The sequence below is a fragment of the Nocardiopsis sp. LOL_012 genome, assembly GCF_048060475.1.
Classification (GTDB): Bacteria; Actinomycetota; Actinomycetes; order Streptosporangiales; family Streptosporangiaceae; genus Nocardiopsis.
In genome coordinates this window covers 1-12464 of record NZ_JBHMIV010000044.1, presented here as the reverse complement: position 1 = coordinate 12464, position 12464 = coordinate 1, and the positions used below count along the sequence as shown (strand labels likewise).

At 73.3% G+C, this 12464-nt stretch carries 8 protein-coding genes; 2 read left to right on the top strand and 6 right to left on the bottom strand.

Annotated features, from left to right (window positions below):
• Positions 1–5 precede the first annotated feature (5 nt).
• The 5 genes from ACFHWE_RS21440 to ACFHWE_RS21420 form a co-directional block, all read right to left on the bottom strand.
• Entirely contained in the window at positions 6–1721 is a 1716-nt protein-coding gene (locus ACFHWE_RS21440; protein ID WP_416603596.1) for an ABC transporter substrate-binding protein, read from the bottom strand.
• Positions 1722–1938: 217 nt separating this feature from the next.
• The gene (locus ACFHWE_RS21435) at positions 1939–2958 is read right to left on the bottom strand and encodes a LacI family DNA-binding transcriptional regulator (RefSeq protein WP_416603595.1); all 1020 of its coding nucleotides are present in this window, start codon (positions 2956–2958) and stop codon (positions 1939–1941) included.
• A 99-nt stretch (positions 2959–3057) separates the two neighbouring features.
• Complete coding sequence (locus ACFHWE_RS21430; RefSeq protein WP_416603594.1) at positions 3058–3936, bottom strand: Fpg/Nei family DNA glycosylase; 879 nt, start codon at positions 3934–3936, stop codon at positions 3058–3060.
• Positions 3937–4265: 329 nt separating this feature from the next.
• Positions 4266–7307 carry a DNA helicase gene (locus tag ACFHWE_RS21425; protein WP_416603593.1) on the bottom strand — a complete coding sequence of 1014 codons (3042 nt, stop codon included), beginning with the start codon at positions 7305–7307 and terminating at the stop codon, positions 4266–4268.
• Positions 7308–7427: 120 nt separating this feature from the next.
• Positions 7428–8363, bottom strand: coding sequence for an EamA family transporter (locus ACFHWE_RS21420; RefSeq protein WP_416603592.1), 936 nt, complete (start codon positions 8361–8363; stop codon positions 7428–7430).
• A gap of 72 nt (positions 8364–8435) precedes the next feature.
• On the opposite strand from ACFHWE_RS21420, the gene ACFHWE_RS21415 reads away from it, so the two are divergent.
• On the top strand, positions 8436–9350 hold the full coding sequence (locus ACFHWE_RS21415; protein ID WP_416603590.1) for a LysR family transcriptional regulator: 915 nt from the start codon (positions 8436–8438) through the stop codon (positions 9348–9350).
• Between the two features lie 7 nt (positions 9351–9357).
• Here ACFHWE_RS21415 and ACFHWE_RS21410 read toward each other — a convergent pair whose 3' ends face one another.
• Positions 9358–10962 (bottom strand): PucR family transcriptional regulator, encoded by a 1605-nt coding sequence (locus ACFHWE_RS21410; RefSeq protein ID WP_416603589.1) that lies wholly within the window; start codon positions 10960–10962, stop codon positions 9358–9360.
• Between the two features lie 133 nt (positions 10963–11095).
• Here ACFHWE_RS21410 and ACFHWE_RS21405 point away from each other — a divergent pair, with 133 nt between their 5' ends.
• Complete coding sequence (locus ACFHWE_RS21405; protein ID WP_416603587.1) at positions 11096–12376, top strand: aspartate aminotransferase family protein; 1281 nt, start codon at positions 11096–11098, stop codon at positions 12374–12376.
• The last annotated feature ends 88 nt before the right edge of the window (positions 12377–12464 follow it).

Here is a 12464-nt window from a genome sequence, read left to right as displayed (position 1 = left end):
CGGGTCTACTCGACCGGCTCGATCTCGGCCAGCGTCCGCACGCCGCCCAGCTCCAGCCAACCGTTCCACAGGGCCGCGGGGGTGTTCGGAGTGTCCCCGGCCTCGCTCGGCCAGTTGGTCCAGTGGGTGGTGCTGTGCTGCGCCCAGAGGCCGTTGTACCAGAGCGGGATGGCGGGCATCTCCGCGAGCTGGATCTCCTGGATCTGCGAGGTGACCTCGGCAGCGCCCTCGACGTCGTCGGCGGGCACGGCGGCGAGCTCCTCGACCAGCTCCCACGCTTCCTCGTTCTCGTACCGACCGAAGTTCACGGTGGTCTGCTGCTCCTGGACGGGGAGCTGGAAGAGGTAGTCGTAGTAGGTCCAGGGGGTGTTGCTCTGCTGGCGCTCGTTGTTGATCAGCAGGTCGTACTCACCGGAGTTGCGCTGGTCGACCAGCAGGTCGAACTCGGGGAACTCGGCGGTGACGTTGATGCCGATCGCCTGGGCGTCCTCGGCGATGAGGCGCGCGGCCTCCATCCAGTCGGTCCAGCCGGAGGGCACCATGAGGGTGAGCTCGATCGGGTCGCCGTCGGGCGTCTCGATGAAGCCGTCGCCGTCCTCGTCCTGGTAGCCGGCGTCCTCCAGGTAGGCGATGGCCTCTTCCTGGCTGTAGGTGACGTTGGCCTCGCTGACCAACTGGTGGTCGACGTAGTCCTCCCAGGCCGGAAGCAGGCCGGTCGGGTTGGCCGCCTCGACCAGGTTGGCGTAGGGGCCCTCGACGATCTGGGTCGTGTTGATGGCCCGGGCCAGCGCCTGGCGGAAGTCCACGTCGTTCATCGGCGCGCGGTCGTGGTTGAGCACCAGCCACGCGGTGTTGGCGCTCTGCATGTAGGGCGGGCCGTCGTAGAAGCTGGTCAGCGTCTCGTCGCTGTTCAGCGTCTGGTCGATGCCGGGCAGGAAGTTGTTCGACAGGTCGAGCTCGTTCTGGGAGAGCATGCCCATCGTCACCTCGTTGGAGGCGTTGACGACGTCGACGATGTACTTGGCGTCCATGTCGAGGTCGAGCTGCTCGATGGCCCACCAGCCGTCGTTGCGCTCCCAGATCATCCGGTCGTCGGCGTGGTCCTCGTAGACGTAGGGACCGGTGCCGACCGGGTCCTCGTTGGGGTTGTCGACCAGGTCGGTCTCACCGGCGTCGGCCCAGAGGTGGTCCGGGACGATCGGGTTGGTGTAGAGCCAGTTCATCCACTCCTGAGGACGGGACTCGGAGAAGGTGACGGTCACGGTGAGGTCGTCGGTGGCCTCGACGCCCTCGACGTAGTTCCACACGTTGCTGTACGGGGAGGCCTCGACCTGTCCCAGCTCCAGCGTGGTGGCGACGTCCTGGGCGTCCAGGGTCTCTCCGTCTGTCCACTGGATGCCCTCGCGGAGGGTGATCTCGTGGACGTTGTCGGCGGTCCACTCGTCGCTCTCGGCGAGCCAGTGCACGTACTCGTTCTCGGCGTAGTCGAACAGGAAGAGCGGCTCGTAGACGAGACCGATCGTGCCGACCGCGTACTGGCCCCGCATGAACGGGTTCCAGCTGACGGGCGGCCCCCACGCCGTTCCGGAAGTGTACAGGGTTTCGTTGCGGGGGTAGGCGCCACCGCCACTACCGCCGTCGCCGCCTTCGCCACCGCTTGAACAGGCAGTGGCCACCAGGGCCACCGCTGCGAGAGCGGCTGGAATCCGCAGAGCTCTCATCTCGACTCCTCCTCTGTCCCGGTCGGCCTTCGGATGGGGGTGCCTTCCGTGAATCCGTGATGCTAGAAGGTGGGAGCGCTCCCAATCAGGGGCGCAGAAGACCGTTGCTGAACCGGGTAAGTGATCCCAACAACAACACGTCCACAGGAAGTGCGTCAATCCCCGACATGACCCCGTTATCCGCTTGTAACAGGTCAGACAGCTCACAGATGCCTGCCTAGGACAGCAGGAGGCCCGTGCTCGCACGCGGCTGGAGCTCCCCCGCGGAGATCTCCTTGTTCTGAACCCGTTCACCCGACACCACCTTGACCAGCATGCGAGCGGCCTCGCGGCCGTAGGAGACGACATCGCGCACCACCGCGGTGAGCGCCGGACGCACCAGGCCGCACAGCGTCGAGTCGTCCCACGCGACGATGGACAGTTGCGAGGGCACGTCCACCCCCAGTTCCCGGGCCACCCCCAGGCCGGCGACCGCCATGAGGTCGTTGTCGTAGACCAGGGCGGTGGGCCGGTCCGTGCGGGTCAGTAACCTGCGCGTGATGCGCGTCCCCGCCTCGCCCGTGTAGTCGGCGTGTTCGGTGTACACTTCAGCAATCCCGGCCTCCTCGGCGGCCTCCAGGAACGCGCGTGTGCGCTTTCCGGTGTGCACGAAGTACTCCGGGCCGGCGATCCGGGCGATCCTCTGGTGACCCAGTGCCCCCAGGTAGTGCACCACCTCGCGCACCGGGGCGCTCTCGTCGGTGTACAGGCAGGGCAGGGACCCGATCCCCTCCGGCCCGCCGAGGACGACGGTGGGCAGGAACGTCTTCTGCACCGCCTCGAACCTGGGGTCCTCGGTGCGCACGTCGACGATGATCACCCCGTCCACGCGCTGCTCGGCCGCCCACCGGCGGTAGGCGGCCACCTCGGCTTGATGCTCCTCTGTGACCTGGAGCAGCAGGTCGACCCCCGAGCCGGTCAACTCCGCCTCGATGCCCGACACGAGCTGCATGAAGAAGGGCTCCACGCCCAGGACGTGCGCCGGGCGGTCTATCACCAGGCCGATCGCGCCCACCCTCCCCCCCGAGGACAGGGCCCGGGCCGGGCTGCTGGGGGCCCACCCCAGGTCGTGGGCGATGGCCAGGATGCGCTTGCGGGTCTCGTCCGAGACCCCTGGGCGTCCGTTGAGCGCGTAGGAGACCGAACCCTTGGACACGCCTGCCGCCTTGGCGATGTCCACGATGGTCGGTCGCCGCATCAGTGCTCCCAATGCGTCTCTCCAGAGTCGATGGTGCTGAACCGGTTAAGCAAGTGGGATGGGATTGTACTCGATCAGTCGCAGAGTGCTTAGGGGAGCCTAACCCTGACAGCCGGGACACCAGTAGAGGGTGCGCCCGGCCAGCTCCCGCGAGGCGACGGGGACGCCGCACACGCGGCAGGGCTCACCCGTCCGGTAGCAGACGTAGAGCGCGTCCTCACGGGGCACCGGGCGCGCTCCGGGGTCGGGGCGGTGCTCGGGGCGGGTGGTGATGATGGAGCCGTCGCGCACGCCGTCGCTGAGCAGACCGCCCAGGTCGGTCCAGAGCGCCTCCCACCGGCCTCGGGTGAGGTCGCGCCCGGGCGTCAGGGGGTCGATCCTGGCCCGGAACAGCGACTCGGCGCGGTAGATGTTGCCCACACCCGCGATGACGTCCTGGCGCATGAGCAGCGCAGCCACGCTGGTACGGGTCCGGGAGACCTTGCGCCAGGCCGCCTCGGGGTCGGCGTCGGGGCGCAGCGGGTCGGGGCCCAGGCGTTCCTGGACGGCCCGCTTGCCCTCCCCGGTGACCAGTTCGCACGCCGAGGCGCCGCGCAGGTCCGCCCAGCCAGAGGCGGTGACCAGCCGCACGCGGACGGCGCCCGCCGGTGCGGGCGGCACCACGAAGCCCGCGCCGTCGCGGTCCAGGTCCAGACGCCGCGCGCCCTCGGCCCTGGGTGCCCCCAGGTGCCGCTCGCCGTCGGCCCCGCCGAAGGTCCACGCGCCGTAGAGCCCCAGGTGCACGCGCAGCCACTCCCCTGAGTCGAAGCCCAGGAACAGGTGCTTTCCGTGCGCCTCGCTCTCCGTGAGCACGTGTCCGTCCACCCGGGCCGCACCCTCGGAGAAGCGGCCCTGCGGGCTGGAGGCGCGCACCGCGGCCCCGCCGAAGGCCGTGGCGAAGTGCGCCGCCAGCCGGTGCAGCGTGTGGCCCTCGGGCACGCGCGCCTCCTCTCCCCGGTCCGTCCGGGAGGGCGGACGGACCACCGCACCCCGGACATCGTGCTCGACTCAGGGTAGTGGTCTCCGAACAGCCCAAAGCCCACTCCCCCACCCGTCCGGCCACAGGCCGCGGCCGGAAGCAGGGCGAGGGCGCCGCCGGTGTCTACAGGATGTCTGCAGGAGGAGTCTCCACCGCAGCGAGGAACGAGCCGGGCGGGACCGCGCCGCAGGCGTCAGTTGAGGGCGGTGGCGGGCGACGAAGACGCGGCCTCCTTGGCACCCGAGCACCGTCCGAGCCCACGAGGACGCATGAACACAGCGAGGGACCATCAGAACACGAGGATCTCCTGGACCAGGGCCCGGGTGTCGGCCAGGCAGCGCCAGGCGGGGACCAGGACCACGGGGTCCCCGGTGGCCCGGCCGAGGGCCTCGCCGCGGCGCACCAGGTGGCGCAGGGCGCGGCCGTCGGGGCCCCGGTCGAGGAGGACGACCAGGTGCCGGTCCGCGCGGCCCACGATCAGGTCGGCCGTCCAGCCGCGCACGGTCCGTCCGGCCTCGACCGTCGCGCCGGTCTCGCGCAACCGGTCGGCCAGGGCGTCCCGGAGCGGGTCGGCCGTCTCTGCGGGGACACGGCCCCGCGCAGTGGTGTCCAGGTCGGCCAGCGGCCCGTCGCCGCCGGACCAGTACCCGCGGTCGCCCACCACGACGAGTCTGCGGCGGGTCCGGGTGAGCACGGCCGACCACAGGTGGTCCATGCGCCGGATCCTGCGTTCGGCGATGGCCGGGGCCCCGGCCCCGAGCATCGGGGACAGCACGGTGACGTCGGCCGTGCGCGCGTCCGAGGAGAGCACCTCGGGGCCGCCGACGCGCACCTCGTGGTCGAGGTGCCGGGTGCGCAACTGCCTGCGGATCAGCGCGATCTGGGGCTGGGTGGGCGCCACGACCGCGATGACCGCGCCCTCCTCGGCCTCGGCGTCGGCCTCGACTGCGGCGATGGCGGCGCGGTAGGCCTCGTCCCTGTTGACGTAGGAGGCTCCGGGGGCCGCCTCGCAGGCCCCGGCGACGTCGTACCACCGCAGGACCGGCCCGCCGTCGGGGTCGGGGACGGTGCGCACCGAGACGCGCCCGCCGTAGCAGTGCCGCGCGGCGGCCTCGGCGAGCCGCGGGGCGCCGCCGGTGTGCTCGTCCAGCCAGAGCAGTTCGGGTGCGGCCCGGCGCGCGGCCCACAGCGCCGAACCCGAGCCGTACCGCAGCCCCTGTTCGTCGAGTCGGTCGGCGCTCACCCCGGCGGCGGCGACGGCGCGGCGCTCCTCGGAGGGTTCGAGTACGCTCGCGGGCCCCGGGTGGGCGGGATCGCCGAGCACGACGGCCCTGGTCGCGCGGTAGAGGGCGGGCAGCAGTTCGGCGGCCCGGGTGCGTTCGGCGCCCACCACGACCACCAGGTCGAAGAACCCGGGCTGCGGGGGCAGGGCCCGGACCTGGCCGGTGCGGCACATCCAGGTGGGAAGGGTGTCGAGCAGGTCGGGCATCCCGGGCCAGCCGGGGCCGTCGTGCCAGTTGAGGGCCTCCAGCCGGTGGGCGATGGCCGCCCGTCCCCGGCGCAGGCGGGGTTCGGTGGCCGCGGTGAGGCAGGCGGCGCCGGAGCGGCGGTGGCGGGCGAGTGCGTCGGCGAGGTCGCGGACCAGTGCGTCGAGCGGGGCGCAGCGGGTGCGCTGGTCGACGGCGCGGCGCCAGTCGCGTTCCATCGAGGCCACGGCGCACAGCCGGGCCAGGTTCTCCGGGTCGGTGCTCACGCCCAGTTCGCGGCGGACGGCCCCGCGGTGGCGGAGCCCGGAGAGGCCGCCGCCGCCGGCGGCCTCGGCCCGGCGCAGCCAGTACTCGGGCCCGCCCCGCTCCGGGGTGAAGAGGGCGTCGGGGTCCCAGCCGTGGGCGATGCTGCGGGCGCGTTCGGCGGCCAGGTAGGCGAGGGCGGCTCCGCCGGAGGCCATGGTGTCCATGGCCCGCCAGGCGTCGCGGACGCGTTCCCAGTCCCGTGCCAGGTCGGCCCAGTGCGTGTCGGGACCGTCGTCCGCGAGCCGGGGCCGGTCGGCGGTGTGCTCGGTGAGCAGGGCGTCGAGTCGGCGCATCTCCGTTTCGCGGTGCTCGGGGCCGCCGACGCGCACGGGGTGGTGTTCGGGGGCGGTTCCCGCGCGGCGGGTGATCTCGGCGAGGTCGTCCTCGCCGTGGGCGCAGACGAGGGTGCGCTGTCCGTGGGCGGTGGCGGTGCGGACGAGGGCGTCGACGAGGTCGAACGCACCGGTTCCGGGAGGGGTGGCGGCCACGGTGAGCCGCTCGCGCATGGCGGAGTCGAGGACGGCGTACTGGGACTGGTCGAGTGCCGTGGCGGAGACGGGGACGGCGGTCGGTGGCGGCGCCTGTGTCGGTTTCCGCGGGCGGGCCGGGCTCCGGGGGGTGTCGGTACGGGGGCCCGGGGCGGAGCGGTCCAGGAGGGGTTCCAGGGCGGTGCCGGCGACGCGGTCGGGGTCCAGTCCGTCCCGGCCGGAGGGGTCGAGGTCGGCGAGGACGGCGGCGACGGTGCCGGGGGCGGGGCCGTCGGTGTCGGGGCGGTCCTCGGGTCCGGCCCGAAAGAGCACGGCGGTGTTGTGGGCTCCGGCGGTGAGTGCGGCCGGGCGGCCGCGGGCGGCACGCGGGTCGATGTCGTCGACGCGTTCGATCTCCAACCGGTTGAGCAGGGCGCGCACCTTGGCCGCGAGGTCGGCGACGGCCGCCGGGCGGTGGACCCCGGCGGGGGTGCCGGCGCGCAGGCGGGCGCGGAGTTCGAAGAGGTCGTCGGCGTCGGTGACGCCGAGCCGGGTGAGGAGGGCGGGGTTGACGTCGGGCGGTCCGACGGCGCGGACGGCCGGGCACCCGGGGCGCGCGGTGAGGGCGTCGGGCTCGTCGGCGGCGCGGACGTCGACGGTCAGCAGGGGGAGGGCGGCACGGTCGTCGCCCTCCCCGAGGACGACCAGCGGGTACCCGTAGCGCAGGGCCTGGCCGCCGAGGCGGGACACGCGCACGACCCGGGCGGCTCCGGGGTCCAGGCGGAGGGTGTCGCCGGCCCCGCTGAGCAGGATCTCGGGGCCGGTGGGCAGACAGGCGCAGGTGTCGGTGCCGACCCGCGCGGCGGGCACGACGTGGGTGTGCACGGCCTCCCGGCTCAGGCAGGCGCGCAGGTAGGCCAGGAGGGAGCGGGCGCCGTCGCGGTCGTGGGAGGGTTCGCGGTGCGGCGGGGCCTTCGCCGACCGGTCCGCCGCGGTGGAGGGCGAACCCGCCACCGTCACGGGGCCGACCGGTCCCGCGACCTCATGCTCCTCCTCGTGCAGTGACCTCATGCCACCCCGCCCCCCGTAGTGTTACCGACCGGCTACCCAAAGACATCGACGCCCATTGTGGTGGATGAACCCGGACCGGACCCCCCGAACGCGGGAAACCGTCGCGATCCCCGCGGCCGGTCACCGCGCGGCCGCGGTCTCCTCCGGGCCGGGGTCCCGTGGCAGCGGCTCCGGGTGCGGCGTCGGCCGGGCGCGGGGCCGGGAGGAGCCCAGCAGGACCCCGCCGACGACCAGGGCGCCGCCGACCAGTTCGCCGGGGGTCGCGGTCTCGCGCAGGACCGCCCAGGCGGCCGCCATCCCCACCACCGGGACCAGCATGGAGAACGGGGCGACGACGCCCGCCGGGTGGCGTGCCATGAGCCAGGTCCACACGCCGGAGCCGAGCACGGTGCCGATCACCACGGTGTAGGCGAGTCCGGCCACGGCTGGGAGCGCGGCGGCGGTGCCGACGGAGGCCAGGGACGCCGCGATGGGTCCGGGTCCCTCGACCGCGAGCGCCAGGGCGAGCATCGGCAGCGGCGGGACCACGGACATCCACAGGGTCAGGTGCAGCGGGTTCGCGGGCCTGGCGAGCCGGTTGCAGGTGTTGCCGATCGCCCATCCGAACGCGCCCGCCAGGGTGAGCAGGAACGGGAGGACGGCGGCGTGCTCGGCGCGCTGCCAGCCCACCATCGCCATCCCGCACACGGCCACCGCGATGCCGACCGCCTGGCGCGCGCTGAGGCGTTCGCGCAGGAGCACCGCGCCGAGCAGGACGGTGAACGGCGCGGAGGCCTGGAGGACCAGCGAGGCCAGGCCCGCGGGCATCCCGGCGGCCATGCCCCAGTACAGGAAGAGGAACTGGAGGGTTCCGAAGCCGATCCCGTAGCCGACCAGCCAGCGCACCGGCACCCCCGGCCGGGGGACGAGCAGCACCGTCGGCAGGGCGATGAGCGTGAAGCGCAGGGCCACCAGGAAGAACGGGGGGAAGTGTGTGAGGGAGGCGTCGATGGCGATGAAGTTGAGCCCCCACATGAGGGCGACGGAGAGGGCGAGCAGGCGGTGTCTGAGCGGCATACGTCCCAGGTCAGCAGAGTTCTCTATTAAGCACAATCAATAATTGCTACATCGACTCTTTAGAATGGCTGCATGAACGTCCGGCATCTGGAACTCCTGCGCGAACTCGCCGAGTACGGCAGTGTCACCGCCGTGGCGCGGGCGACGTACCGGACGCCCTCGGCGGTGTCGCAGCAGCTCAAGACGGCGCAGCGAGAGTTCGGGGCCGCGCTGGTGGAGCCGTCGGGGCGCGGCCTGCGCCTGACCGAGGCGGGCCGCCTGCTCGCCGACGGCGGCACGGCCGTGGCGACCGCCGTCGAGCGGGTACGGGCGCGCTGGGACGCCTTCCACGGCGAGCCGACGGGCACGGTCTCCGTCGCCGCCCTGCCGAGCGCGGCGGCGTTCCTGTTCCCCGGGGTGCTGCGCGAGATCTCCGGCACCGCGATCACGCTGCGGTGCGGCGACTTCGACCTCGCCGAGGCGGAGTTCGCGCACCTGGCCACGGACAACGACGTGGTCATCGCCCACAGCCTCACCGGCGCCCGCCCTGCCGGGACCGAGGGGCTGACCGTCGTCCCGCTGGCGCGTGAGCCGCTGGACATCGCGATGGCCGCCGACCACCCGCTGGCCGCACTGCCCCGGGTGTCCCCCGCCGACCTGGAGGGCCAGGAGTGGATCGGCGTACCGGAGGGCTATCCCTTCGACACGGTGCTGTGGTCGGTCGAGCAGGCGGTGGGACGGCCGCTGGCGGTCGCCCAGCGGCTCCGGGACAACCGGCTGGTGGAGTCGCTGGTGGCCTCCAGCGGCCGGATCGCCGTCCTGCCGCGCTTCACCACGCCGACCGGCGCGGGGCTGGTCCTGCGCGAGCTCACGGGCACGGCGTCCACGCGGCACGTCTCCGCCGTCCTGCGGCCCGACCGGGCCGAGCGGCTGGCCGTGCGGCGGGTCCTGTGCTCCTTCGAGCGGGTGGGGGCGGAGGTGGAGGAGCTCCACCGCAACGGCGGGTGAGCGGCGGTCAGCGGTCGTCGCGCACCGAGTCGAGGGAGAGCAGGGCCACGTGCAGCGACAGGCACGCCTCCACCGAGTCGAGGTCGGCGTCGAGGATGCGCGAGATCCGGCGCAGCCGATCGTAGAACGCCGGGCGGGACAGGTGCGCGCGGCCGGCCGCCAGCGCCTTGTTGCGCCCGGCCTCCAGGTAGTGGCGGAGCATCTCGGTGAGGTCGCCGCCGTGGCGCGCGTCGTGGTCGAGCAGGGCGCCCAGTTCGCGCTCCACGTAGGTCTGCAACCGCTCGTCGTCGCGCAGCAGGTGCAGCAGCCCGCGCAGGTGCAGGTCGGTCAGCCGGTAGAACGGCCGGCGCTCGCTCTGGCGGACGGCCGCGTCCCCCACCTGGCGGGCTTCCAGGAACGAGCGGCGCACCTCCCGGACGCCCTCGGCCGACGACCCCACGGCCAGGACCGCGGCGTCCCCGACCGTGGCGGCGACCCGGTCGGCGAGCCCGCGCAGCGCCGGGTCCGCGCTCCGCTGCTCCGGCACGGGGAGCAGGACGCCCACCCTGAGGTCGTCCAGCGATCCCACGAGCGCGGGCAGGCGCAGTTCGCGGCAGGCCCGCGCGGCGGCCTCGGCTGTGTCGGAGAGCAGGGCCTGCCCGGCCAGGCCGCCGCCGCTCTCCCTCAGGCGCAGCACCAGGCCCAGGAGCGGGCGGCCCTGGAGGGGTACCCCGACGGCCCGCGCCCGGACCAGCGCCTCCTCGGGGTCGGTGTAGGAGCGGTCGATGATCCCGGAGATGATCGTCCGGTGCGTCTGGCGCTCCAGGCTCTCCTGCTGGTGCTCGATCAGCCGTCCCAGGGCCAGGGTGGTGGCGGCGCGTTCGACGAGCATCCGCTGGCGGGGCGCGGGGTCCGCGCCCGCGACGAGGACGAGGCGGCCCCAGTCCTGGCCGGGCGCTCCGACACCGGTGGCCAGCCATCCGGTGTCGGGGTCGTAGACGGTGCGGCTGCCGGAGCGGACCGCGCGCGAGCGGTTCTCCCACGAGGAGAGGACCGCCGCGGGGTCCGCGCCGTTGAGGTCGCAGGCCAGGACCTGGTGGGTGAGGTTCTCCAGCACGACCGGGCGGCCGGACATGCGGGCGACCTCGCGCAGGACCTGGGCGGCGCCGGCGCCCTCCACCGACAGGCGGGTGAACACCGAGTGCAGTTGTTCGGACTCGCGCAGCTCCTCCAGTTGCTCGTTGACCACCCGGACGTGCACCGCCTCGGTGATCTCGACGAACCGGGCCCCGTGGTCGAGCTGGACGAGGGGCACCCCGGCGGCGCGGGCGGCGTCGAGGAAGGCGGGCGGGAGTTCGGTGTGGTACTTGCGCCCGAGTTCGACGGCGACGCCGCTCACCCCGGCCTCGGCGAGGTCGTCCATGTAGCGACGCAGGGCCTCGGGGTCGTCGGGCATCGCGATGCCGGTGCTGAGCACCAGTTCGCCGCCGTACAGCAGGTGGGCGAGGTCGGTGACGTCGGCGATGTGGACCCACCGGACGGGCACGTCCAGGCGGTCGGCCCCCGCGACGACCCTGGGCCGGGCGCGTTGGAGGGGCGGCAGCCGGAGGACCTCGGCGAGGGTCGGAAGCATCCCCTCATTCTAGGACGGGGTGTGACGCCGGGCGGCGCCGTGCGTTACATCCCGCATACGGTCCGAACCCGCTCGTCCCGAAGCCGTCCGGCCGGTCCTGGCCATCCCGCCGGAGCACAGGGACACTGAGGACATGTCGGAACTTCTCACACGCCACCGCGCGGTCATGCCCTCGTGGATGCCGCTGTACTACGAGTCCCCGCTGGAGATCGTCAGCGGGTCGGGCTCCCGTGTCACCGACGCCGAGGGCCGCACGTACCTGGACTTCTTCACCGGCATCGCCACCAACATGCTCGGCTACGACGTGGCCGAGGTCCGTGAGGCCGTTGAGCGCCAGATCGCCAGGGGCGTGGTGCACACCTCCACCCTCTATCTCATCCGCGGCCAGGTCGAGCTGGCCGAGCGGATCGCCCGGCTGTCGGGCATACCGGACGCCAAGGTGTTCTTCACCAACTCCGGGACCGAGGCCAACGAGACCGCCCTGCTGCTGGCCACCCACGCGCGCGGCAGCGATGAGGTCCTGGCCCTGCGCGGCAGCTACCACGGCCGCTCGTTCGGCACGGTCGCGGTGACCGGGAACCGGGTCTGGAAGAACTCCTCCCTGTCGCCGCTGAACGTGCACTACCTGCACGGCACCGACCACGCGGCGCCGGCGTTCCGCGGTATGACGGACCAGGAGTACGTCGAGGCCTGTGTCGCCGACCTGCGCGACGTCCTGGACACGGCGGCCCCCGACGTGGCGTGCCTGATCGCCGAGCCTGTGCAGGGGGTGGGCGGCTTCCAGATGCCCCCGGACGGCCTGTACGCCGCCTACAAGGAGGTCCTGGACGAGCACGGGATCCTGTTCGTCTCCGACGAGGTCCAGACCGGGTGGGGCCGCACGGGGTCGAGTTTCTTCGGGATCGGCGCCCACGGGGTCACGCCGGACGCCATGACCTTCGCCAAGGGCCTGGGCAACGGTTTCGCGGTGGGGGGCGTGGTGGCGCGCGGCGACCTCATGGACCGCCTGCCCGCGCTGGGTGTGGCCACCTTCGGCGGAAACCCGGTGTCGATGGCGGCGGCCGGGGCGGCCCTGGACTACGTGCTGGAGCACGACCTCCAGGGCAACGCGCTGCGCCAGGGTTCGCTGATCATGAGCGGCCTGCGGGCGCTGACCGCGCTGCCGAGCGTGAAGGACGTGCGCGGCCGTGGCTTGATGTTCGCGGTGGAGATGGCCGACCCGGTGACCGGGGCGCCCTCGGCCGCCCTGGCCGGACGGGCCCTGGAGGAGGCCCGGGAACGCGGGCTGCTCGTGGGCAAGGGCGGTGTGCACGGCAACGTCCTGCGCATGGCGCCGCCGCTGACGCTGTCGACCGAGGACGCCGCCGAGGGCCGCGACCTCCTGCTGGAGGCCGTGCACGCCGTCGCCGCCTGATCGCACCCGTCCGGCCGACGGACGACCGAGGGTGGTGGCGGGCGACGGGCAGGGAAGGACCACGCCGCCAGGCGTCCGTTGAGGGTGG

Bases quoted from the DNA above. Each gene is read 5' to 3' on its own strand.
- ACFHWE_RS21440 (WP_416603596.1), bottom strand. From the start codon at position 1,721: ATGAGAGCTCTGCGGATTCCAGCCGCTCTCGCAGCGGTGGCCCTGGTG.
- ACFHWE_RS21435 (WP_416603595.1), bottom strand. From the start codon at position 2,958: ATGCGGCGACCGACCATCGTGGACATCGCCAAGGCGGCAGGCGTGTCC.
- ACFHWE_RS21425 (WP_416603593.1), bottom strand. From the start codon at position 7,307: ATGAGGTCACTGCACGAGGAGGAGCATGAGGTCGCGGGACCGGTCGGC.
- ACFHWE_RS21420 (WP_416603592.1), bottom strand. From the start codon at position 8,363: ATGCCGCTCAGACACCGCCTGCTCGCCCTCTCCGTCGCCCTCATGTGG.
- ACFHWE_RS21415 (WP_416603590.1), top strand. From the start codon at position 8,436: ATGAACGTCCGGCATCTGGAACTCCTGCGCGAACTCGCCGAGTACGGC.
- ACFHWE_RS21410 (WP_416603589.1), bottom strand. From the start codon at position 10,962: ATGCTTCCGACCCTCGCCGAGGTCCTCCGGCTGCCGCCCCTCCAACGC.
- ACFHWE_RS21405 (WP_416603587.1), top strand. From the start codon at position 11,096: ATGTCGGAACTTCTCACACGCCACCGCGCGGTCATGCCCTCGTGGATG.